This window comes from Alkalibacterium sp. s-m-28 (assembly GCF_054658175.1).
Genome location: NZ_BAAGIQ010000032.1, coordinates 1 through 23,575, shown reverse-complemented (window position 1 = coordinate 23,575; position 23,575 = coordinate 1). Strand labels below are relative to the sequence as shown.

Here is a 23,575-nt window from a genome sequence, read left to right as displayed (position 1 = left end):
AAGCATTTGCGTCCGTCTTCCTTCAGATTCCGCCTCACGGCGGACACCCTTGACTTTCGCTAACAGTTCCTACTGCCAAGTCTGTAGTGGACTTTCACCACCAAGTTGTCGCCCATGCCGGGCGCACAAAAAGAAAACAGAGGCGCCAGGCCTCTGTTCGATTTAAAAATCTGGTATCAGAATCTCATTTTCTCCATGAATTGCATCCAGTCACACTACACCATGTCAGCCGGATCGATATACTTCTCGAATTCTTCTTCTGTAAGTATCCCCAGGTCAACAGCTGCTTCTTTCAGAGTCGACTGGTCTTCGTGGGCTTTTTTGGCAATCTGACTGGCTTTATCGTAGCCGATCTTCGGGGAGAGAGCGGTCACCAGCATCAGCGACTGGTCTACCAGTTTGCTCATCTCTTCTTCCACCACTTGAATGCCCTTCAGACACTTGTTGTTAAATAAAGCGAGGCTGTCTCCCAGCAAAGTAATGCTCTGTATCATATTGTAAGCAATAACCGGCATATAAACGTTCAGCTCGAAATTTCCCTGTGAAGCTGCGACACCGATTGCCGTGTCATTCCCCAAAACCTGTACGCAGACCATTGTTAGTGCTTCTGCCTGAGTAGGATTTACTTTCCCAGGCATGATGGAGCTGCCTGCTTCATTGGCGGGAATCGTTATTTCTCCCAGCCCACTTCTTGGTCCACTGGATAGCCACCTGACATCATTCGCCATCTTCAATGCATTTGCCGCCAGGGCCTTCAGTGCGCCGTGAGCAAAGACAAAGGCATCTTTACTCGTCAGGCCGTGAAACTTATTCGGATTCTCCTTAAATTCGATGCCGGATGCCTGACTGATTCGTCGGATAGTCTTCTCTGCAAAGTCCGGATGGGTATTTAATCCGGTACCTACAGCTGTTCCACCGAGTGGCAATCGTTTCAATGGAATCAATGCGGCTTGGATCATTTCAGCATTCTGAACCATCATTTCCTTCCAGCCGCTGACTTCCTGACCGAACGTGACAGGCGTTGCATCCTGAAGGTGAGTCCGTCCGATTTTTATCGTATCTTTATACCTGGTTTCCAACTCTTCCAGTGTGTGCTCAAGCTCCCCCAGCACTGGCAGCAGATGATCAGTAAGCAGCCGGACAGATGCAATGTGCATCGATGTAGGAAAGGTATCGTTGGTACTCTGCCCTTTATTAACGTCATCATTTGGATGTATGTCCAGTCCACTTTCACCTTTTGCCAGGTGAGCTATGACCTCGTTGACATTCATATTGGTCTGTGTGCCGCTGCCTGTCTGCCAGACGGATAGAGGAAATTCACTGTCCCAGTGTCCTTTAATGAGCGCATCACAGACTGAAGCTATGGTGTCTGCTTTCTGGGGTTCGAGTAACCCCAGCTCGGCATTTGTTTCTGCCGCTTCTTTTTTGACGCGTGCATACGCACGGATCAGCTCCAGAGGCATCGTCTCGTTTCCAATAGAGAAGTTCTGCAGGCTGCGCTGAGTCTGAGGTCCCCATTTACGATCCTCGGGTATTCCGATTTGTCCAAATCCATCTTGTTCCAGTCTTTTTATCATAATGCTCCCCTTTTTAAATCACAATATCCGGAAAAGCTGTCTGCAGATAAGTGGTTCTGTCCTGAGTATCCGATCTTGTTTCCAACTGTCTGACAACCTCTTCTGCGAGAAGTTTCTTATTACGGCTGCTTGTAAACCCATGATCGAGCAGCCGCTTGATGTCATCACTTGTCAGATAGAAATTTATCTTGATACTTTCCCATCCTAATTCAGATAGCAGAACCGTGATCCTGTTTGAAAAAGTCAAGATTGTATCGAATTTCATATCTTCAAGTCTGTATAACTCGTTGATTGTCAGATAAGAGACCATCTCGTAATTGACATGCTGGCTTAACACTTCCAGAAAAAATGAAACTTTCTCGACCGAAGAATTTGTGATGATGACGACCCGCCTGTTATTCTGGCCGGCAACTCTGTTCTTTATAATGAACCGTTCAAGAATCAGACAGACCACGGACATCTGATGATCGGTCAGCTCACAGCCGTCATCTGTCGCCCACGCACTGACTGTCCGCTTTACTTGTTCATACAGTTTCGGAAAGACAGTCTTGGTATTATCCAGCTTGTCATCATAAAAATAGTAGGCCAGCTTGTTTTTGATCAAACACTTATAGAAATAGGCATACAGCTCATTATATATACTATCATACGTATAGAACTGAACCTGATTTTTTTCTTCTATAACATTGATCAGCTCTTCGGTCAGCCTCTTGAGCTGACTATTGAATGGAAAGTGTAACGGTTCCTTGTAGTTCAACGAGGCAATCAGGTAATCCAGATAATCACTGTCTTCCTGGACTGGAAGAAGATAATTCGAAGCCACTTCAGGCATATCTTCAATACTCTCTTTAATGGTATAGCCTTTTTCAATACGTATGAGACTGATCATCATATGGAGGTAGATAAATTTCTTTGATGGATAATCGACTAATCGGGCATCCGGACCAAAGAAGTCACAGAGCTTGTCTTTCACTTTGTCGTGGTAAGCCGTCAGGTAATGCTCCACCAGTTCGTAAAGGAGAGTCTGTACAGGCGTATTGGCCTGCCGAGGAACATAGTCATCATTCTTGTTCAACTCGATGACAGACAACAGATTCCTTGCAGCAATCATTCTGAGAAACCGTTCGTTCCCTTCAAAACTGACTCCTTTCCTATGCCTGTTTACTACTTCAATGCCATTTTGTTGAAGGAGAAAGCCCAGTTCTTTCCTGTCTTTCTTCTTCGTGGACAAACTGAGGTTCAACCTGGCATACAGTTCGGTCATATTGACAATGCCGTCAAGCAGCCCGAAGCACACAATCAGGCTGAGTCGCTCTTCCAGTGACGGGGAATAGTCATTCATATCTAGCCGCTGACAGAGAGCCGTAAAGTCAGCATAAGTCATATTCGTTCTGATCTCATGATGACTGATGCTGAACGTCAGGTGATCGGGAATGTATTCATTCAACGTATAAATGCTCCGCTTAAGCGTCGACTCACTTTTCGATAGTATCATGGATACCTTCAATCTTCCCATCTTCCACTTCAAGATAACCGGATTGATATCCACTCGGTGTATAGATTTTTTCTGAATAAATGAACATGCCTTCACTCCTTCCAGTTGTTCTGTTGAATGAGTCAGCAACATTTGAAAAACCGTCTGCGTCTTACAGCTATATAATAGGTTTATTTTATAGTGTATACAAGGTCATTACATTATATTATTACAGGTCATATAATGACCCATTAAACTCAAAAAAAATATAAAAACACCTGCCTTCCGTTCCTTTTCTACTAAAGGAACGGAAGGCAGGTGCACTTTCGTTTGATGGAATAATTAAATTAATAAATCGAGTCATCATATTTAGTTACACGCATATTCTCTTTAACCGTTTTTTCAGAGTCATCTTCCATCCAATCCCCATCAGAAGATAGAAGCTGCCGAGTGTATCATTCCAGTTTAAGAATACGTTCCTGGATCTGGTTTACTGACTGCTGTTCATTACACTTCCGGTTCGTACTCTGCTTCTTCTTTTGGTAAAACCAGATTTAAAATGACACCGATCATGGCACTTAATGCCGTCCCTGATAATGTGACGAAACCTGCAACGTCAAGTACCGCTCCGCCCAATCCGACTACAAGCATTGAGCTGGCAATGATCAGGTTTCGGGACTGGTTGAAGTCCACTTTATCTTCGATCATCACTTTTAATCCGTTACTTGCAATAACACCATAAAGTAAGATCGACATCCCTCCCAGTACAGCTCCAGGAATGGTTGAGATAAGGGCTGTAAATTTACCCATGAAGCTTAGCATAACAGCGATCAACGCTGCATTTCTGATAACTGATACAGATGCGATACGAGTCATTCCTATGACTCCAGTATTTTCTCCGTAGGTCGTATTAGCCGGCCCTCCGAAGAATCCTGAGACAGCCGTTGCCACTCCATCACCAATCAATGTTCGTTTCAATCCAGGATCTTTTAGGAATTCCCGGTCACATATCTTTCCAAGGACTGAATGATCCCCAATATGTTCTGCAACCGTTACTAAAACGATTGGAACCAGTGCCCATGACTCAGGTCCGAAGTAGAATGAATAACTGTTAAATGTAGTGGTTTCAAATGGCAGATACAACTGAGGTAATGCAAACCAGTTTGCTTCTATTACCGGAGTGAAATCGACTACTCCTAGCAGCACTGCGATAATATATCCACCAGCAATCCCTATCAGGAAAGGAATGATTTTAAAGAATCCTTTACCTTGAGTATTAACGAATGCGGTGATCAGAAACGTTGAGATGGCTACGAAAATGGTACGCCAGTCAGAATCCATCACGAGTCCGGCACTTGTCACTGCATTTCCTGCTAATCCAAGTCCGATGACTATGATCATGGGGCCGATAACGATTGGGGGAAGCACTTTATCCACCCATGCTGTTCCTGTATAGTTAATAATAGCTGCAATAACAACGTATAATAATCCGACCATAATGACGCCAGTCTGAGCAGCACTAACGTCGCCACCCATCTGATCTATCGCAATTTGCATTGCTGCAATATAGGCAAATGATGATCCCAGATATACCGGGACTTTTGCTTTTGTCGCGATCTGATAAATAATCGTTCCGACTCCACTCGCCAAGAGGGCAACGGATACGGGCATGTCAAGTAATATCGGTACTAAAATAGTTGCTCCAAACATTGCGAACACATGCTGAAGACTTAAAAGTAATCCTTTCAGCGGTGCAGGTCTTGCCTCCACATCTAAAATCAATGGTCTTTGTTGTATTGCCATAACTTATCGTCCCTTTCTTCTTGTTTTTGGGCATAAAAAAATGCCCTTTACATAATGCAAAAGGACCTTTAGATAAGATGGAACCCATGTGTTTCCTGAACAGCTCTCTCACCAGACCTGGCTATTGAGTGTCCTCCGGAAACGGCTGGATATATAAGTTTTTCCATCCTTTTCTACCTCTCTGGATAGAGTTAAAGGAGCTTTGCTTTAAATAGTGTACCAGTACACAAATGGAATTGCAACTCTTTTTTTCATATCTGCCATAGCCACTGTACCTTTGCTTTACTTACTAAAAATCAGTATACTAAACCTTAAGACTGATTTGAAAAGAGGAACGATACATATGACGAAACCGTCTGAATCTCTAAAGCACTGGCTCGTCCTGGCTGTAAGCTGCGGCTTGTCTGCCAGCGCGATCGGCATCAATTTAAACGTAATCGGGGTATTTTACACACCTGTATCTGAAAGCCTTAATATTTATCGCGGAACATTTGCTATGCATGCTACCCTTTCGTCTCTCGCTTTAGCTTTTATTTCTTTATACTTTGCTCCCTTACTCAACCGGTTCGGATGGAAGCCGCTGCTGATTGGTGCTGTTACCCTGGCTTCGGTATCCACCATCCTCATGGCCTTCACTCGGACGATGTGGGTGTTTTACGTTCTTGGTATCCTGCGAGGTGTTGGAGCCGGTCTGTATGCTATGGTACCCTTGTCACTTATCGTGAACAACTGGTTTGAAAAGAAAAAGGGCCTGGCCATGAGTCTGTCCTTCGGCTTCAGCGGCATCGCCGGAGCGATATTTTCCCCTGTCTTCACGTCACTGATTCAGACTATAGGCTGGGAAAACAGCTTCATCATTATGGGCCTGCTGATGTTCGTTCTGGCTCTTCCTGCCATCATCTACCGGTACTCGCTGAACCCTAGAGATGATGGCTACCTTCCTTACGGCTATGACACTGAAGAAGAGGAGCAGAAGAAAGTGATCAAGAAAGCCGACTGGAGTACCTTTTCCTTTACACAGCCTTCTTTCCTGCTTGTCCTGATTATAGGTCTTCTGCATACGTCGATTACCGGGGTGTCTCAGCACCTGCCTGGTTTTGCAGAGACAAATCTCCTGTCCTCACAAGTGGGAGGGGTCATGCTTTCAGCTGTGATGGTTGGAAACATCTCATTCAAGCTGATTATCGGGGCAGTCGGTGACGTTTTAGGTATCGTCAGATCCACTATTCTTATGATCGCCATCAACATCGTCGGTATCCTGATACTTTTATTATTCACTCATCCCGCTGCTCAGATTTTCGGGTCTTTTGTGTTCGGTTCGGTTTTCTCCGTACCGGCTGTTGCCTTGCCCCTGCTGACTACTGAATTTTTCGGAAGAGAGCTTTATATTCGGATCTTTCCGATCCTGTCCTTCGTTTCAGGGATCGGTGGAGCTTTATCCATGGCCGTGGTGGGATATGTCTTCGACTTTACCGGTTCATACGCCCCAGCCTTCTACACAGCCTTGCTTTTTCATGGACTCAACATCGCCTTCCTTCTGACCGCTCGTCAAATGACTCTCAAAGAGAGCCGTGCATCGTAGACACCCTTAGTCTACCGGTTTGAAGCTTAATTAAAACTAAAAAACCTGTGAAGAGTTGACCGGATTCATTATAATCCGTTAGCTCTTCACAGGTTTTTTACAGATCAGGAGGAACTATTTGCTCTAGCTGCCGATATTACACAGTCGATAACAATGACGACGCCCAGCAAAATCTCCAGATCACGTTCTTCATAGAGATTGATTCGTAAGCGTCTCCCCAGCACAGCCATTTCTTATTGATATCCACAACCACACGGTTCTTTTTTTAATGACATAGTCATGTGCAGTCACTGATCCTTCAATGTGCCAGTCCTGTCCGATGATCGAATGGTTATTGCGGAAAAAGGCCCATTCTTTTTTTACTGTAGCCACTTTTTCATTGTTCATGAACAGATCAAATTCTGGAAGAAAGTTCCAGAGTTTGATCTGTTCAATATATACTACCTCATTGTTGTGTTCATCATAGATGCGGAGCTTCTTGGCGAAAGCGAGAAACTCTCCATCGACAAAATAACGATCTCTTCCGTCTTCATCCTTGACATAAAACCGGTCTTTCAGTGACATCACCTGCTGCTTAATGAAGAAACGCACGGATTCCAGCCCTCTTGTTTATGACTTATTAGCTTTATCCTTATTGTAATTGATTCGTACAGAGACATTGGCAACTAGACCGATCGATGCAGACAGAACGATCATGCTCGATCCGCCATAACTGACGAACGGAAAAGTCAGCCCAGTGATAGGCATTACCCCGATTACTCCACCGAGGTTTATGAAGGCTTGTACCATAAACATAGTTGCTATTCCTAAACATAAAAGAGATTCAAAAGTCTGCTTGGACCGTATGGCTGTCAGAAAAAGACGTGACGCCATCAAGGTGAACGTTAAAAGCAGTACGAGGATTCCAACTAGGCCAAATTCTTCCCCTATAATTGCCACAATAAAATCAGTATAAGGAAACGGAAGGAAACCTGTCTTCTGCACGCTGTTTCCTAATCCGACGCCCAGTAGACCTCCACGACCCAAGGCATAATAGGAGTGAACCAGCTGCATGCCGGCTCCTTCAGCCAGTGTGAAGGGATCCCAGAAACCCAGGAAACGATTGTAGCGGTATTCGTTAAGGAAAAATAGACTTGTGCCGTACTGTCGGATCAGCCGTGACAAACCTAGTAGACCCGCTACTCCGATGAGGCCAAAGCCAAAGCCCAGTTTTGGTGAGACACCACTGGCAAAAATCATAATCGCTCCAATGAGTACAATAATGAACGACGACCCTGTATCGGGTTGAATGTAAATAAACAGCACGATGAGGGAAATCAGTATCAGCGGCGCCACAATAGCGCTAAAGAAATCTTCTGCTATTTTCCGCTGTTTTTTTGACAGAATATAAGCCAGATACCAGATCACCATAAACTTGGCAAATTCGGCAGGCTGAATATTGAAGAAGGGCGTTTCGATCCACCGTCTGGCTCCATATATCTCCCTCCCGAAAATAAGAAGGATAAAAAGGGAGGTGGCTGTAATGACAATTCCCCAGATGACTAACTTCTTGTTTTTCAGCCATTTGATTGGAAAAAAGAATGCTATTAAAAAAACGACATAGCCGATCACGACATACACCGTCTGCCTAGGCAGATAATGATGAGGATTGCCGTAATTAAATAATGCACTGTAACTGCTGGCACTGTAAACCATAACGATACTGAACAGCGTCAAGGTCAGGTACGGTATAACTATTAGCTTATCTACATATTTGATTCTATCGCGTAACATGTTGTCCACCCTTTCCTGCTCTCAAGTTATTATGATCCCGGATGGAACTCTTCTCCTTCTCCGGAGAAGAAGTAAGATTTATGATGGTAGCGCATGGACAAGATTATTCCGATCCCACTCATATTACTGATGAGTGCTGACCCACCTTGAGAGACAAACGGAAGCGGGATTCCTGTCATCGGCAGAAGTCCGATGTTCATTCCTATGTTTTCAAGCACGTGGAATACGATCATCATAATGACCCCTGTCGCAATATAAGCGTAGAACTCATTTTTCGTATCATATACGACTCTAATCATATGATAGACCAGGATGAAGTAAATGAAGATCAGAAATGCACCGCCGGCAAAACCGAAGTTTTCTCCAATCGTTGCAAAAATCATATCGGATTCTCTTACAGGAACAAACACCTCACTCACGCCAAATCCTTTTCCGAATACGCCACCCGATCCTATCGCTTTAAAGGCCTGGATAATCTGATATGAGGTATCGTTGGCTCCCTGATGAGGATTCAGCCACGTATCGATACGGGCAAACTGATAAGGTCTAAAAAGTCCCGTATTCAACAGGAATTCTCTATTATAAACAACCAATAGGATCAAGGTGATCCCCACAATAGATACCAGTAGATAGACTGGAAGCAGAATCTGCCATTTTATTCCAGATAAAAGCACAACACCGATCAGAATGGCCAGATAAACAAGTGCAGTTCCCAAGTCTTTCTGCATGAATACGATCACGACAGGTATAAGACCGATGACTGACAGCTTTCCGATCAGGATCAAATCTGTCTGGTATTCACGAACGCGGTAGAGACTGTTATGTTTGGTGATTATTTTGGCTAGCATGAGAATGTAGGGGGTCTTAACAAATTCGGACGGCTGTACTGTCCCTAAAGGTCCTAATGTGACCCACCTGTTCCCACCAGTCTGAGCAGCAATCTCTCTATCATAAAAGACTAAAGTCAGAAGTAAAATAATGAGTCCGGCAATGTAGAGATAGGTGGTCATTTTCCATAGCTGTTCTGAATCAAACTGCATAATGACGAGAACAGCGATCGTTCCAATTCCGTACCAGGCGATCTGCCTGACGGTCATTCCGATGGATCCACCCTGAATCAGGACCGTAGTCGAATAGAGGGATAAGATACTGATGATGGCCAGCAACATGACCGACAAGATCACGCCATAATCTATACGCTGAGGATATTTTTCATTGTTCATAAGTTGCGTCCTTTCCATATTTTAAGTCGAAGTCTGATAAGTAATTGTTTCATCTGTTCAAAGACACATTTTATCAAATATACTTGCCTATTCCTATACAAACTTGAAAATGACACAAAATAGTAGAAACAGAAAAACCCCTTCGTCATAAACTAGTTACAACTAAAGGGGTTCTGAACTGATTATTTAATTTTGTAGAGAGTTAATTACTTAACTTCTACAGAAGCTCCAGCTTCTTCAAGCTTAGCTTTAAGTTCTTCAGCTTCGTCTTTAGATACGCCTTCTTTAACTGCTGAAGGAGCTCCGTCTACTAATGCTTTAGCTTCTTTCAAGCCAAGACCAGTAGCTTCACGAACTGCTTTGATTACTTTGATTTTAGCTGAACCAGCTGATGCTAATTCTACTGTGAATTCAGTTTGTTCTGCTGCTCCACCGTCAGCTGCTCCCGCTGCTGCTACTGGTGCTGCTGCTTCAACGCCGAATTCTTCTTCGATTGCGCTTACTAAGTCGTTTAATTCTACGACAGTTGACTCTTTCAAGTCAGCAATGATTTTTTCAATATCTAATGCCATTTTTGTTTTCCTCCATTTTAATTATATTAGTTGGTTTGCTTGTCAGCATGCTATACCAAGGTATAGGTTAAAACAATTTGAATCGGCTGCGTGATTATGCAGCTTCTTCTTCTGCTTTTTTCTCTGCAACTGCTTTGACAGCCAATGCAGTGTTTCGCATAGGTGCTTGTAGTACAGATAGTAGCATTGAAAGTAGGCCTTCGCGACTTGGTAGTTTTGCGATTTTGTTGATTTGATCAACGTCAGCAACTTTACCTTCCAGGACGCCACCTTTAATTTCAAGCGCTTCTGCATCTTTAGCAAATTCAGCGATGATTTTAGCAGGTGCTACGACTTCTTCGTTACTGAATGCCACAGCTGTAGGTCCTTTGAAGACATCTTCCATTCCTTCCAGGCCAGCAGCTTCAGCCGCACGACGAAGCATAGTGTTTTTCAGTACGCGCATTTCGATTCCTGCGTCACGTAATTGCTTACGTAGTTCAGTAACCTGGCCTACTGTCAATCCACGGTAGTCTACTACGACTACTGCTTGTGCATCTTCGAATTTCTTAGTCAGTTCATTAACTAATTCTTCTTTTTTTGCAATGACACTTGCTTTACTCATTGATGTTTCACCTCCTGATCGATTGAAATGAGGATTGTTTTTTTACTTTCCATCCTTTAAGGAACGAAGCGTACAAAAAAACCCCATGTCACCGTAGACATAGAGGGAGTGTAAATTGACTGTTCATCACTTTATCCTCGGTATGATATTAAGGTCAGAGCCACATACTGTCTTCGGTATTATCCAGTCATTCAGCCTGCCGTTTAGACAAAGGACTGCCTGACTTTCATTCATCAATGCATATTCAATTAAGTTTAATTCCTTAACCTGCATAAGTATAGCAAGCTATGTTATGCAGGTCAAGAGAATTCAACATTTTTTATTTAAGAACTGTACTGTTGTCCACTTTGACACCAGGACCGAACGTGCTTGCTACTGCCATGTTCTTGATGTAGACACCTTTAGAGCTTGCAGGTTTAGCTTTTACGATCACGTCGTGAAGTGCTGCCAAGTTTTCTTTCAGCTTGTCAATATCGAATGACACTTTTCCGATTGGAACGTGTACATTTGACTGACGGTCAACACGGTAAGTGACTTGTCCAGCTTTGATGTCGTTAACAGCTTTAGCAACATCTGGTGTTACTGTTCCTGTTTTAGGATTAGGCATTAAACCTTTAGGTCCTAAGACACGTCCAAGTTTACCTACTTCAGCCATCATATCAGGTGCAGCAACGACAACGTCGAAGTCTAACCATCCACCTTGTACTTTTTCAACTAGATCGCTGTCACCTACGAAGTCTGCTCCTGCTTCTTCAGCAGCTTTAGCAGCGTCTCCTTTAGCGAATACGATCACAGTTTGAGTTTTACCAGTACCGTGCGGCAATACCATTGCGCCACGGATCTGCTGGTCAGCTTGTTTAGGGTCGACACCTAGTCTGTAAGCTACTTCGATAGTAGCGTCGAAACCAGCGTAGTCGATTTCTTTAACTAATTCTAATGCTTCAGTTGCATCATATTGTTTCTCACGGTCTACTTTTTCCAAAGCAGCTACGTATTTTTTGCTCTTTTTAGCCATTATATTTTTCCTCCTTGTTGTGGTATTAGCGGTTTAACCTCCCACTTGATCTCCGCAAAAGCAATGAGTCATTATCTCATGCGCTTAGTTGAAAAGCTGGGCTTTTCTCAGGTTGCGGAGGCAGCAAGCAATGGGGTGAATTCATTATCCTTCGACAGTGAATCCCATGCTACGTGCTGTACCTTCGACCATGCGCATAGCTGCTTCAACGTCAGCTGCGTTTAGGTCTTCCATTTTTGTTTCAGCGATTTCCTGTACTTGAGCACGTGTTACAGATGCCACTTTTTTAGTGTTTGGTTCACCAGAACCAGACTCTACTCCAGCTGCTTTTTTAAGCAATACTGCTGCAGGTGGTGTTTTAGCGATAAATGTAAATGAACGGTCTTCATATACAGAAATAACTACAGGAATGATCATTCCTGCCTGGTCAGCTGTACGAGCGTTGAACTCTTTACAGAATCCCATGATGTTTACTTGCGCTTGTCCCAATGCTGGTCCTACTGGGGGAGCCGGATTAGCTTTCCCTGCAGGAATCTGCAGTTTCACGACGTTTACTACTTTCTTTGCCACGAGACATACCTCCTTGATTTTGTCCGTGAGTGGTTAAATGAGGTTATAATTTTCCTCTCCCACTTCTGAGCATGCAAAATACACGTGTATAAGGCACACTGAAACAGTTTACCACTACTGTTCATTTATTGCAACTGTTATTTTAGTCATCCAGTTTGGAAATCTGGTTGTAGTCAAGTTCCGCATTGGTTTCACGTCCGAACATTTCAACAGATGCTTTGATTTTTCCTTTTTCTGTTTCAAGTTCTGTAACGGTTCCTTCCATGCCGGCAAATGCTCCGCCAACAATCTTGATGCGTTCACCCAGCTCGACGTCCATTTCGATTTTACGTGGATTGATACCCATGCTGCGAAGGATCTGGTCGATTTCTTCCGGTAGAAGCGGTGACGGTTTACTTCCTGCTCCGTGCGACCCGACGAACCCGGTCACACCAGGTGTATTACGGACAACGTACCAGGCATCATCAGACATGATCATTTCAACCAGGACATATCCAGGGAATATCTTTTCTTTTTCCATTTTGGTCTTGCCGTCTTTCTCAGTAGTTGTTTCCTCTTCTGGAATAATGACTTGGAGAATACGTTCTTCCATGTTCATGCTTTTCGCACGGGATTCAAGGTTCTGTTTGACTTTGTTTTCATAACCGGAATACGTATGAAGCACGTACCAGGCTTTTGCACTTTCTAATTCGTTCATTGTAGACTCCTTTAGTTTATCTTTTATTTGTCATACTAAAAAAACCTTCTTCACTTATGGAAGAAAGGTTTTTCGTCAACTCTCGATACGTAGTATAGCATGCAGATAGTGAAAATGCTACTAACTTAAGCGGTTGTCAAATTATATTCAATAAAAAGCTGATGGCTGCATCTGCTGCATAAAAGAATACGCCAAAAAATGCCATAACGCCGAAAACAGTTGCTGTATTTTTCTTCATCGCATCTTTTTTAGGCCATGTCGTCTCTTTCAGTTCATGTTTTACTTCACCAAAAAATGTTTTAACTTTGTTCATGAAGGACTCCTTCCACCTGAATCTTCCGGTTAGTTCGTATCAGTGCTCTGTTTCTTTACTTTGTTTCTCTGTGTAATGTGTGTGTTTTGCAATAACGGCAGTATTTTTTAATTTCAAGGCGCTCAGTACGTACTTTGGTTCCTACTTCCTTCGAATAGTTTCGGGATCCGCATTCAGTACAAGCCAGTGCCAGTTTCTTTTTCATAGATTTATTTCCTCACTTCAAGGACTTATGTTTTACTTCATAGTCTTCTATACTTTACCATGCAGCAAAAAGCCTGTCAAATCGGCTTAGTTCATCATTTCAAAGTCATTGTCCCTGATTTCAATCTGTTCATTGATTCCCTCGGAGGCATATACTTCCATATCTTTAGTGATGTATATCACTTCTACATCTTCAAATCCATTGATGTAATTCAGTCCGTCTTCTACACCAAGGGAAAACGCAATGTTAACCAGCGCATCTGCATCCATAGCATTATCCGCAATGATGCTGATACCGGAGATGTTGTTATCGATTGGAAAGCCAGTTTCCGGATCCATCAGATGATGATATTCGTCATCCCCGTCTCTAACAAGACGCTCATAGATTCCAGAAGTGACGATCGCTCGGTCTGAAACGGGAACGATACCCAGTATTTCTCCACGTTCCCCATAAGGATTCTGAATCCCGACGTTCCAGGGTTGATCTTCCCCTCGTGTGCTGTTACCAACAACCACGATGTCTCCACCCAGATCGACGATAGCCGTATTGACTCCTTCTTCCACCAATACACGTGCCGCTTCATCTGTAATGTATCCTTTTGCGATGGCTCCCAGGTCAAGGACCATGCCTTCTTCCTGAAGGTAGATCGTCTGTTCTGCTTCGTTCAGTTCCACCTTCTGGTAATCGACCAGTGCAACTGCTTCAGCCAGTTCATTTGCTTCAGGTACTGCTGCATAGTCCTGTCCGATCCCCCACAAGCTGGTGACTACACCGATGGTCGGATCAAAACTGCCACCTGATTCTTCTGCATAATATAGAGCACGTTCCATCACGTGGAACACTTCCTCTGAGACTTCAACCGGCTCGATTCCAGCCTGACGATTCACTTCAGAAATTTCAGATTCCGGGTTCTGCATCGCAAACAATTCATCCAACTCCTGCACGCGCTCGAACGCTTTGTCCAACGCCTCTTCCTGACCTTCATTATAAACTTTTATATTTGCCACGGTCCCAAGTAGAAATTCTGTTCGATCATAGGGCTGATCAGCCAGTCCTCTAGGATCTTCTTCCTGACATCCCAGTAGTCCAAGAGACAGGACAGGAACCATCAGCAGCACTTTCATTGTTTTAATTCTGGTAAACATGTACATTGTCCTTCCATTCTTTTTCTCTGTACATCTTACATTAAAAGTATTACTCTGTCTATGTTTTCACAAGATTAGATTGACATAATTTTGTTCTAATCTTTATGGCATGTGACAGGTATTTTGTGCGACAATAATAGGAGTAAAACGACACACTTGTGAACATATTGAACAAGAAAAGCTATACAATATCAGTAACCTCAGCAAATTGTACTTACCTACTCAACAAGAAAAGAAGGATAACCATGACTCGAACTCAAAAAATGATATACATTTCACTTCTCTCGGCTCAGGCTGTGATTCTGGGAATCGTTGAACGCAGCATCCCCTTTCCGTTTGCCCTTGCACCGGGAGCGAAACTGGGCGTTGCGAACCTGATCATCATTGTTGCCATCTATACGCTTCCCTTTAAAGACAGCATGAAAGTCGTCTGGATGCGGCTTTTGATGACGACTCTGCTTGGCGGAACGATTTCTACCTTTATGTACAGTACAGCTGGAGCGCTTCTCAGCTATGCCGGCATGCTCCTCGTAAAATTTATCGGAGGCAAGCGTGTCAGTATCATCGGGGTCAGTGCAACAGGTGGTATCCTGCACAATCTGGGGCAGCTGCTCGTTGCCAGTACCATTGCCCAGACCTGGACCGTGCTCCTGTATCTGCCGGTGCTCTCCTTTATGGGTATTCTGTCAGGAATCGCCATAGGAATCGCGGCCAACTTTCTTATGGATCATGTCACCACCATCCAGCGTTTCAAGAGAGCGCATGAAGAAAAAAAAGTGACCGACGCAAGCAGAAAATGGCTGAAACACTGGCATAAGTTGTGTATCACAACAGGCTATCCTAAATCATATGCAAAATAACTACTACCTAAGGTGGTCTAAATGTCTGTGACGAACCCAGAGCATGATTTAATCTGGGTTCTTTTTTATGTCTTCATTGCATTGATAACAGCAAGCTTAATCTTTTCACTAACAATCTATTCAACGCCATTAAATTTAGCTAGATAAGCTCTTCACTTTTATCATGTGCTTAATATTGATTGTAACAGGTCGAAAAAAGGCATTAATCTGCAAACGAGTGTGCAGATTAATGTCTTTTCTAGAATGATTAAGTTTAGACTGAAAAAATACTTCTCCTGCCCCAAACTTGTTAAAATATGAAGCTGAAAAACCCTACCTTGTTTCTGAAACTATTTCAAAGAACCTACTATTACATAAGCGCCTGTCCTATTATTTCCTAAAGAAATAACTTCCTAAATTTTTCGGTACAGCGATGTTTAGCATTTACTACTTTTTCCCGACTACATTTCAATTCTTCGGCAATACTGTCATAGGTATGTCCTTTATAGCACAACACACACACTTCTCTCTCAAACGGGGACAAATATACCAGATAATCCTCTACGGTTTCTTCAATGATCGGCCAGTCTTCAGGTCCCGGACTGCTAAAGGACTCTGAAAGCTGAAGGCCGGATTCTTCAATCATGCCATCTAGTGACAAGGCATCACGAATGGATTGTCTTTTTAACGCATTATTCCACCTAATCAGCCGATTGAAGTGATTATCCATACAAAGGCAGATGTACTGGTTGAACGTCATCCCTTTATTGAATTCATATTTCTGAGAAGATTCGACAAGGACAAGGCACGCCTCCTGATAAAGATCATCTCGGTCGTAACCTTTTATGTACCGTCTGACTATCGCTCTATTGATTAATATTTGACATCTGTCTAGCAGAACAGGAAAGGCACTGTGGTCACCCGACTGTATCTGATAGATCAAAGAATCATTGATCGGATCAATGACGTCTCTATATGGCTTTTTTTTACTCGGTGTGTTAGTCACTGGGTTAGTCTGCATCCATTTTTCTCCTTCTGTAGATTGTTTGGTCAATTACAGAATAGGACATTTTCAAGTAGTAGTCTGTTTCATTGAAAGCGTTTCAATTATTATACTATCCAAATGTTAATATAGTCATTAAAGTTATTGAGTTTGTGAGACATTTCTCATGAAAAGCGACTGAAAAATAAGCCTTATACTATTGATGTCATATTCCATCAATAGTATAAGGCTTACTTTATGATTATTTTTCATCTAAAGACCTTGCAATCATCTGCTGATACAAGCTCTCCAGCTGCTTCTTGTCTTCGTCTTTAAGAGGAGAATTACGCGAGCGGTTCTGCATCCGATAGACAGCACTGTCGATGGCGATCTTTTTCTTGGCGCTCTGGACGTCTTTATAGAGCTCATTAGCTGACTTGCGGGTCGCGCCTTTCTGGAAGACAATCCATTGTTCAGCCAGATCTGACGTTGCAACCTGTACATGGGTGATCAGAAGATTTTCTTCTCCGACTGCTTTTTCAATGAAACTGTCAGCTGTCTCGCCTTCGCTTGTGAAGATGACCGTCACTTCATACTTATCGTAACGTTGTGCTATACCCGGAACCAGCTGAGCATCAAAGACGATCCTGACTTCGATGCCTTCGTATTTAGCGTAGTTGCTCAACTCATTAAGCAGGTAGTCTCTGGCGTCAGCCATCTTGTCCTGTCGCTTCAGCCTGGCCAGGTCCGGCCAGGCTCCGATCATATTGTACCCGTCTACATACAGCAGTTCCTTCTTCACGTCACTCTACTCCTCTCGTTATTAATAGACTTTACTCATTAGACTTATTCTTAAAGGGCGTGTCTTTTACGGTAAACTTCATACATCAATAGTCCTGAAGCCACACCTGCATTTAAACTCTGGACATGTCCTACCATCGGGATAGACAGGGTCTCGTCCACTTTGTCTTTGACCAGTCTGGAGATTCCTTTTCCTTCGTTCCCGATGACCAAACCAACTGGAGATGACACGTCCCAGTGACGGTAGTCTTTGCCTTTCATGTCCGTTCCGAAAATCCACAAGCCACGGTCCTTCAGCTCGTCGATGGTCGTCGCCATGTTCGTGACGCGTGCCACCAGCACATGTTCGATTGCTCCAGCTGAAGCTTTCGCAACGGTCGATGTCAAACCGACAGCTCGTCTTTTGGGAATGATGACGCCGTGTACCCCGCTGGCATCGGCAGTTCTCAAGATAGACCCCAAATTATGCGGGTCTTCGATCCCGTCCAGCAGCAGGAAGAAAGGCTGTTCATTTTTCTTTTCTGCCAGTTCAAATAGTTCATCGATCGAGGCGTAGTTCACGGGACTAGTCGCTAAGACCAGACCCTGGTGATTGCCTCCATCGGACAAGGTATCCAGTTTAGATTTAGGTACAAAAGACAGCTGTACTTTTCTTTTCTTAGCTTCAGAAAGAATACTGCTGATTTTGCCGCCTTCCAGACCGTCCTGTACAAAGAGCTTGTTGACATCACGATCGGACTTCAATGTTTCCAGAACCGGGTTTCTGCCGTAGACCATCTCGTCTGACTCCACTGCTTCACTGCTTTCCTGCGGCTTTCTGGCCTGTGGTTTGTTCGTGTGTAAACCGCCTTTGCCTGTCCGTTTATGATTCGGTTTTTTAGGCATGTGCACCGCTCCTTTCCTTTATCTTTCCTCTATTGCCTGGATGCACCAATTTATCAGCTCATTGAGACGGTCGGACTGCTCCGTTAAATGGAGATAGCCCATGACTGCTTCAAAGCCTGTCGAATAGCTGTAGGTCTGTGCATCCGTATTTTTTGCTTTTGTATAGCTTTTTGCATTACGTCCTCGTTTGAAATAATCAATTTCTTCCTGAGTCAGCTGGTCTCCATCCATCAGTGCCTGAATCAGATAAGCCTGAGCTTTTGCTGAGACATAGGTCGTAGCCTTTATATGCAGTACATTTGGCTTAGTCTGACCTTGAGCAATCAGATGCTCTCTAATTCTGAGTTCATAAATGGCATCACCCAGATAAGCGAGAGCCAGCCCATTCAGCAGACGCGGATCCGCTGATTTACTCATGGCCGCTTCCCCTTTTCCATCTGACTCCTTGTGCAGTGTCTTCAAGAATGATGTTCTGATCTTTAAGGTGATCCCTGATCTCATCCGCACGCTGGAAGTTCCGGTCTTTTCTGGCTTGTTCTCTCTCTTCTATCAGCGCTTCGATATCTGAATCCAACAAGTCTTCTTCAACAGACAAGCTGATTCCAAAGATGCTCATCAGCTCTTCAAGCAGATTGAGACTTGCTTCCAGCACTTGTCTGGAAACATCCTCTTCTTCCACATAACGGTTGATGAACCTTACCAGATCATATACAACAGTGATGCCGTTCTGCGTCTGGAAGTCATCATCCATCTGTTTAATGAACTGATTTCTGAACTGATCGATCTGATCCATCAGGGATTGCTCATCGCCAGTCTGTTCAGCTGCCTGATCCAGTCGATGGCTCCCGTTAAAGTAAGCGGTCTGGATACGGTTGAGATTCGTTTTCGCTTCCTCGATGGCATCCAGAGAGTAGTTAATTGGTCGTCTGTAATGAGCCGTAGACATGAAGAAACGCAGAGCTTTAGGATCATGCTGCGCTCTCAAGTCTTTTAGAAGCACAAAGTTTCCAAGTGATTTACTCATCTTTTCATCGTCCATTGTGACAAACCCGTTATGGATCCAGTAGTTGGCAAATGGCTTATGCGTCTTGGCTTCTGTCTGAGCAATTTCATTCTCATGATGCGGGAAAGTCAGATCCTGACCGCCGGCATGAATGTCGATCGTATCTCCGAGATATTTTGTAGCCATGACTGAGCATTCGATATGCCAGCCCGGTCGACCTTTCCCCCAAGGAGACTCCCAGCTGATTTCGCCTTCTTTCGCTGTTTTCCATAAAGCAAAGTCGAGAGGATCCTCTTTCTTGGATGTTTCATCACCAAGCCTGTTGCTCGCTCCGGACTCCAGTTCATCTAAAGAAATGCGGCTCAACTGGCCATATTTTTCAAATTTACGTGTTCTGTAATAGACATCTCCGTCAGACGAATAGGCAAAGCCATTGTCAATCAGAGCTTCGATAAACGTGATGATGTCGGGAATAGACTCCATTACACGTGGCGTATGATTCGGTTTCTGAACCTCGAGCGCTTCTGTGTCTTCAAAGAATGCGTCAATAAAAGTCTCAGCTACTTCCGGAGCCGTCTTGCCCAATTCAGCAGCTGCTCGAATGATTTTGTCATCAACATCCGTGAAGTTGGAGACATAATCGACATCGTAGCCTCTGTAGGTGAAGTAGCGGCGGATGGTGTCGAACGCGACGGTACTTCTAGCATTGCCTATATGAATGTAATTGTATACCGTTGGTCCGCAGACATACATCTTGACCTTTCCTTCTTCTAAAGGTGTAAATTTCTCTTTCTGACGAGTCAATGTATTGTACAGTTGAATCATGCATCCTGACTCCTTTCTTTTTCATTTAGTCTCATTATACAAGAATCAGACTCGACTTGCTTCTGATTCCTTTTTCAGTCAATGGAAAAGCCACGCAAGCCGTTTGAAAAACAGTCCGGCTGCATGGCTTTATCCTGCCTTACTTATCTCAGATCAGTTTTCAGGCTTCGATGATCTCTTTTGCTTTTTCAAGATTGCTCAAGACCTTATCTCTGCCAAGGAGTTCGATCGCATCATTCAGCTGAGGTCCGTGCTGCTGACCGGTCACGGCCACACGGATCGGCATGAACAAGTTCTTGCCTTTTACGCCAGTTTCCTTCTGTACAGCTTTGATCGCTTTCTTGATCGTATCTGCTTCAAACGGTTCAACCCTTCTGATCTGTTCGATGAAGGCATCCAGAACAGCTGGAACGTCGTCGCCTTGAAGCACCTCTTTCGCTTCATCTGACCATTCGAGAGAGTCCTCGAAGAATAAAGTCGCCAGTTCAGTGATCTGAGCGGCATAGCTCATCTGATCCTGGTAAAGAGCCACCAGTTTTCTGATCCATTCGCTTTTTTCTTCAGACGGGTTGCTTTCGATGTATCCTGCTTTTACAAGGTGAGGGACAGCTTTAAGTGTCAGTTCACCCAGGTCCATCTTTTTCATATACTGGTTGCTGATCCATTCCAGTTTCTTGGCATCAAAGGCCGCTGGAGAAGTTCCCAGACGCTTGTGATCGAACATCTCGATGAACTGCTCTTTAGAGAAGAGCTCGTCTTCTCCGACTGGTGACCAGCCAAGCAGTGTAATAAAGTTGAACAAGGCTTCCGGCAGATAACCAAGCTCACGATACTGCTCAATAAACTGAAGAATCGTTTCATCACGCTTACTTAGTTTCTTACCTGTTTCGCTGTTAATGATCAGTGTCATATGTCCGAACTGAGGCATCTTCCATTCAAAGGCTTCATATACCATCATCTGTTTAGGTGTGTTGGCAATGTGGTCATCTCCACGAAGCACGTGGGTGATTTTCATGTAATGATCATCGACCGCTACTGCAAAGTTATAGGTCGGCATGCCGTCACGTTTTCTGATGACCCAGTCGCCACCTACAGAATCAGATTCGAATGTGATCATTCCTTTGACCATATCTTCAAATGTGTAGGTGCTGCCTTTAGGTACTCGGATACGGATAACAGGCGTAATCCCTTCCGCTTCTTTTTCCCTCTGTTCAGATGCTGTTAAATGCGCACACTTTCCGCTGTAATGCGGCATTTCTCCGCGTGCACGCTGTGCTTCACGTTCAGCTTCCAGTTCTTCAGTTGTGCAGTAGCACTTGTAGGCACGGTTGCTCGCGAGCAGCTGATCGACCAGCGGATCATAGAAATCCAGACGCTCAGACTGACGGTACGGCCCATACTCTCCTCCGACATCTGCGCTCTCGTCCCAGTCGATTCCCAGCCATTTTAAATTGTCCAGCTGGCTCTGCTCTCCTGTTTCAACGTGTCGTTTACGGTCAGTATCCTCGATACGAATAATAAAATCGCCACCATGGTGACGAGCATATAAATAGTTGAATAATGCTGTACGTGCATTTCCAATGTGTAGGTGTCCAGTTGGACTCGGTGCATAGCGCACACGGACTTTTTCTGTCATGAGTATACTCTCCTTTTTGGTTTCCCTTACTATTAACTTAACATTATTTCCTGTTTTCTTCCATACATTGAAGCCTTGCTGCCTTAACTAAGCTGCCCTTTTTCCACCAGCAGTCGCGCAAAAGCATAGTCCAGAGGTGTGGTGATTTTCAGATTCTCTTCCAGCCCATCAATCATTTTCACTTCGATTCCCAGTCTTTCGACCAGCTCGCCTTCTTCGTTGCCGTAATAGTTATCGGCATCGGCTTTATTCAAGGCTTCGATCAGACAAGTTGTCTCAAATCCCTGAGGGGTCTGAACGTGTCTGACTTCTGGACGATACAAGGACTGTATCACCTTATCTCCCTTGACCAGTTTCATCGAATCTTTGGCCGGAATCCCTGGAATGACAGCTGAAAATTCTCTTAGACCCTCCAGCAGATGATTTACTAGATCAGTATGAATGAAGGGCCGAGCTGCATCGTGAACAAGTGTGTATGGGGCTGCATTATCTGCCAGTGCTTTCAGCGCCTGAGCGACACTGTCCTGCCGTTCGCTCCCACCAATGACTAAGGAGACTTGTTCAGGCTGTTCACCATACAGATCCTGCATCGCCGCAATCAACGCTTGTCTGTCTCTCTTACGAATGACGAGCCAAATCTTACGACATGACTCGTCTTCCAGAAAGAGACTTAACGAATAGTCAAACACTGGCCGGCCACCTAAAGGCAGCAGGATTTTGTTCACTTCAGGCTGATCATTGAATCGACTGGCTGATCCAGCTGCCAGAATGATCACATCGTAAGTCTGCTTCATGCCTGATCTTTCCTGTCGTCGATCGCTTTCTGGTCATTTAATAGTTTAGCGAAAATCATCCGTCCAGCATTGGTCTGAAGAGAACTTGTCACGACCACATCGATTCTATCGTTCATGTGATGACGTCCCTCTTCCACTACGACCATCGTTCCGTCGTCCAGATAGGCCACACCCTGCGCTCGTTCTGTTCCGTTCTTGACGATCATGACCTGCATCTCTTCCCCAGGTATGACGACCGGTTTGACGGCATTCGCCAGCTGATTGATATTCAGGACCGGAACGTTCTGAAATTCCGCTACTTTGTTTAAATTATAGTCATTGGTCACAATCATCCCGTCCAGTTTCTTGGACAAGTGGACCAGTTTAAGATCGACTTCTTCTGCTTCCGGAATATCACTGTCATCCATTTCAAGAGAAATCCCTTCCTCTTTCTGTAAGGCATTCAGTATGTCCAGTCCTCTTCGTCCTCTGACCCGTTTCAGACTGTCAGAGGAATCTGCGATATACTGCAGCTCTTTCAGAACATAATGCGAAACAACGAACGACCCTTCAAGAAAACCGGTTTTCACCACATCCAGAATACGGCCATCTATGATCGCGCTAGTGTCCAGCACTTTGTACTTGCGGAAGGAGTCGCCACTTTTCCGTTCCAGCACGTCTTCATTCTCATTTTTTTCCGTCTTCGGACTGAACAAACGTCTGATTTCTTCCCGACGAGATGTCCCCAGCTGAAATCCCACGCTGGCCAGTAGGACTGTTAGGATAAGAGGACCCACATCACTTATTATGATCATATTCAGATTGCCTAAAATAATACTGATCAATACAGAAAGAATAAGTCCAATAATTGCGCCCAGACTTCCGAACATTAAATAAGCGACACTAAATCTGCTGAATGATTTTTCAATTTTCTTGATTCCTTTTTCAATCGGTCTGACAGCCAGAAACGACAGCATGTAAAAAACACCTGCTCCAATTATCATACCGACGATTGGATTCAGCAGCCACCTAGGAATGATGTCAAAATTATCGATCATTTCCAGGAACAGATTGTATCCGAGACTTCCTCCTACAAGGATAAAAGTCAATATAATCAGTTTCGATATCATTTCTTCCCTCCTTCTTTTATTTTAGTAATTACCAATTTTTTTGTTTTTTCGTGTTGTTTTAATGCAACTATCGTTGCTCTATCAATTAAAATACAAAAAGGCACCTCTTCCCCCCCTTAATCTGATAAAATGAAGTTCACTAAAACAA

Annotated in this window: 24 protein-coding genes and 1 other annotated feature; of the genes, 2 read left to right on the top strand and 22 right to left on the bottom strand. The window is 44.0% G+C overall.

From position 1 onward, the window contains the following. Positions 1 to 215: 215 nt before the first annotated feature. The 3 genes from ACYQ4S_RS06065 to ACYQ4S_RS06055 all read right to left on the bottom strand — a co-directional run bounded on the left by ACYQ4S_RS06065 (position 216) and on the right by ACYQ4S_RS06055 (position 4,854). The gene (locus ACYQ4S_RS06065) at positions 216 to 1,577 is read right to left on the bottom strand and encodes a class II fumarate hydratase (protein ID WP_346024646.1); all 1,362 of its coding nucleotides are present in this window, start codon (positions 1,575 to 1,577) and stop codon (positions 216 to 218) included. A 13-nt stretch (positions 1,578 to 1,590) separates the two neighbouring features. Further along, positions 1,591 to 3,072 (bottom strand): BglG family transcription antiterminator, encoded by a 1,482-nt coding sequence (locus tag ACYQ4S_RS06060; protein ID WP_346024645.1) that lies wholly within the window; start codon positions 3,070 to 3,072, stop codon positions 1,591 to 1,593. A 486-nt stretch (positions 3,073 to 3,558) separates the two neighbouring features. After that, complete coding sequence (locus tag ACYQ4S_RS06055; RefSeq protein WP_346024644.1) at positions 3,559 to 4,854, bottom strand: uracil-xanthine permease family protein; 1,296 nt, start codon at positions 4,852 to 4,854, stop codon at positions 3,559 to 3,561. Positions 4,855 to 5,197: 343 nt separating this feature from the next. Between ACYQ4S_RS06055 and ACYQ4S_RS06050 the strand changes: the two genes are divergently transcribed. Beyond that, entirely contained in the window at positions 5,198 to 6,436 is a 1,239-nt protein-coding gene (locus ACYQ4S_RS06050; RefSeq protein WP_346024643.1) for an MFS transporter, read from the top strand. A 189-nt stretch (positions 6,437 to 6,625) separates the two neighbouring features. Here the strand turns inward: ACYQ4S_RS06050 and ACYQ4S_RS06045 are convergent, their stop codons facing one another. The 11 genes from ACYQ4S_RS06045 to ACYQ4S_RS05995 form a co-directional block, all read right to left on the bottom strand. Next, positions 6,626 to 7,027 (bottom strand): LURP-one-related/scramblase family protein, encoded by a 402-nt coding sequence (locus ACYQ4S_RS06045; protein WP_459770038.1) that lies wholly within the window; start codon positions 7,025 to 7,027, stop codon positions 6,626 to 6,628. Between the two features lie 18 nt (positions 7,028 to 7,045). Then, positions 7,046 to 8,209, bottom strand: a complete 1,164-nt coding sequence (locus tag ACYQ4S_RS06040; RefSeq protein ID WP_459770036.1) for an FtsW/RodA/SpoVE family cell cycle protein — start codon at positions 8,207 to 8,209, stop codon at positions 7,046 to 7,048. 29 nt (positions 8,210 to 8,238) lie between these two features. Beyond that, positions 8,239 to 9,432 (bottom strand): FtsW/RodA/SpoVE family cell cycle protein, encoded by a 1,194-nt coding sequence (locus tag ACYQ4S_RS06035; protein ID WP_459770034.1) that lies wholly within the window; start codon positions 9,430 to 9,432, stop codon positions 8,239 to 8,241. 206 nt (positions 9,433 to 9,638) lie between these two features. Next, on the bottom strand, positions 9,639 to 10,004 hold the full coding sequence (gene rplL, locus ACYQ4S_RS06030; RefSeq protein ID WP_346024639.1) for a 50S ribosomal protein L7/L12: 366 nt from the start codon (positions 10,002 to 10,004) through the stop codon (positions 9,639 to 9,641). 94 nt (positions 10,005 to 10,098) lie between these two features. Beyond that, positions 10,099 to 10,608 (bottom strand): 50S ribosomal protein L10, encoded by a 510-nt coding sequence (rplJ, locus tag ACYQ4S_RS06025; RefSeq protein WP_091265348.1) that lies wholly within the window; start codon positions 10,606 to 10,608, stop codon positions 10,099 to 10,101. A 65-nt stretch (positions 10,609 to 10,673) separates the two neighbouring features. Then, positions 10,674 to 10,803 (bottom strand) — a sequence feature (ribosomal protein L10 leader region). Between the two features lie 124 nt (positions 10,804 to 10,927). Next, a complete protein-coding gene (gene rplA, locus ACYQ4S_RS06020) occupies positions 10,928 to 11,623 on the bottom strand; it encodes a 50S ribosomal protein L1 (RefSeq protein ID WP_346024638.1) in 696 nt (231 codons plus the stop codon). A 144-nt stretch (positions 11,624 to 11,767) separates the two neighbouring features. Continuing rightward, positions 11,768 to 12,193, bottom strand: a complete 426-nt coding sequence (rplK, locus tag ACYQ4S_RS06015) for a 50S ribosomal protein L11 (RefSeq protein ID WP_459770032.1) — start codon at positions 12,191 to 12,193, stop codon at positions 11,768 to 11,770. 142 nt (positions 12,194 to 12,335) lie between these two features. Continuing rightward, positions 12,336 to 12,890, bottom strand: coding sequence for a transcription termination/antitermination protein NusG (gene nusG, locus ACYQ4S_RS06010; RefSeq protein ID WP_091265356.1), 555 nt, complete (start codon positions 12,888 to 12,890; stop codon positions 12,336 to 12,338). A gap of 136 nt (positions 12,891 to 13,026) precedes the next feature. After that, positions 13,027 to 13,203 carry a preprotein translocase subunit SecE gene (secE, locus tag ACYQ4S_RS06005; protein WP_346024636.1) on the bottom strand — a complete coding sequence of 59 codons (177 nt, stop codon included), beginning with the start codon at positions 13,201 to 13,203 and terminating at the stop codon, positions 13,027 to 13,029. A 55-nt stretch (positions 13,204 to 13,258) separates the two neighbouring features. Continuing rightward, a complete protein-coding gene (gene rpmG / locus ACYQ4S_RS06000; RefSeq protein ID WP_346024635.1) occupies positions 13,259 to 13,408 on the bottom strand; it encodes a 50S ribosomal protein L33 in 150 nt (49 codons plus the stop codon). Positions 13,409 to 13,494: 86 nt separating this feature from the next. Next, a complete protein-coding gene (locus tag ACYQ4S_RS05995; RefSeq protein WP_459770029.1) occupies positions 13,495 to 14,553 on the bottom strand; it encodes an FAD:protein FMN transferase in 1,059 nt (352 codons plus the stop codon). A 245-nt stretch (positions 14,554 to 14,798) separates the two neighbouring features. Between ACYQ4S_RS05995 and ACYQ4S_RS05990 the strand changes: the two genes are divergently transcribed. After that, complete coding sequence (locus tag ACYQ4S_RS05990) at positions 14,799 to 15,413, top strand: Gx transporter family protein (protein WP_459770028.1); 615 nt, start codon at positions 14,799 to 14,801, stop codon at positions 15,411 to 15,413. A gap of 376 nt (positions 15,414 to 15,789) precedes the next feature. Here ACYQ4S_RS05990 and ACYQ4S_RS05985 read toward each other — a convergent pair whose 3' ends face one another. The 8 genes from ACYQ4S_RS05985 to ACYQ4S_RS05950 all read right to left on the bottom strand — a co-directional run bounded on the left by ACYQ4S_RS05985 (position 15,790) and on the right by ACYQ4S_RS05950 (position 23,427). Beyond that, the gene (locus tag ACYQ4S_RS05985; RefSeq protein WP_459770026.1) at positions 15,790 to 16,413 is read right to left on the bottom strand and encodes a sigma-70 family RNA polymerase sigma factor; all 624 of its coding nucleotides are present in this window, start codon (positions 16,411 to 16,413) and stop codon (positions 15,790 to 15,792) included. Positions 16,414 to 16,636: 223 nt separating this feature from the next. Beyond that, positions 16,637 to 17,176, bottom strand: a complete 540-nt coding sequence (locus tag ACYQ4S_RS05980) for an NYN domain-containing protein (protein WP_459770025.1) — start codon at positions 17,174 to 17,176, stop codon at positions 16,637 to 16,639. Positions 17,177 to 17,226: 50 nt separating this feature from the next. Next, the gene (gene rlmB / locus ACYQ4S_RS05975; protein ID WP_245683013.1) at positions 17,227 to 17,952 is read right to left on the bottom strand and encodes a 23S rRNA (guanosine(2251)-2'-O)-methyltransferase RlmB; all 726 of its coding nucleotides are present in this window, start codon (positions 17,950 to 17,952) and stop codon (positions 17,227 to 17,229) included. 126 nt (positions 17,953 to 18,078) lie between these two features. Further along, a complete protein-coding gene (locus ACYQ4S_RS05970; protein WP_459770023.1) occupies positions 18,079 to 18,477 on the bottom strand; it encodes a Mini-ribonuclease 3 in 399 nt (132 codons plus the stop codon). Next, positions 18,470 to 19,888 carry a cysteine--tRNA ligase gene (gene cysS, locus ACYQ4S_RS05965; protein ID WP_459770021.1) on the bottom strand — a complete coding sequence of 473 codons (1,419 nt, stop codon included), beginning with the start codon at positions 19,886 to 19,888 and terminating at the stop codon, positions 18,470 to 18,472. The genes ACYQ4S_RS05970 and cysS overlap by 8 nt, the downstream gene beginning before the upstream one ends. Before the next feature lie 160 nt (positions 19,889 to 20,048). Beyond that, entirely contained in the window at positions 20,049 to 21,524 is a 1,476-nt protein-coding gene (gene gltX, locus ACYQ4S_RS05960) for a glutamate--tRNA ligase (protein WP_459770019.1), read from the bottom strand. A gap of 83 nt (positions 21,525 to 21,607) precedes the next feature. Then, on the bottom strand, positions 21,608 to 22,318 hold the full coding sequence (ispD, locus tag ACYQ4S_RS05955) for a 2-C-methyl-D-erythritol 4-phosphate cytidylyltransferase (protein ID WP_459770018.1): 711 nt from the start codon (positions 22,316 to 22,318) through the stop codon (positions 21,608 to 21,610). Beyond that, positions 22,315 to 23,427 (bottom strand): PIN domain-containing protein, encoded by a 1,113-nt coding sequence (locus ACYQ4S_RS05950; RefSeq protein WP_459770016.1) that lies wholly within the window; start codon positions 23,425 to 23,427, stop codon positions 22,315 to 22,317. Before ACYQ4S_RS05950 ends, ispD begins: the two co-directional genes overlap by 4 nt. Between the last annotated feature and the right edge of the window lie 148 nt (positions 23,428 to 23,575).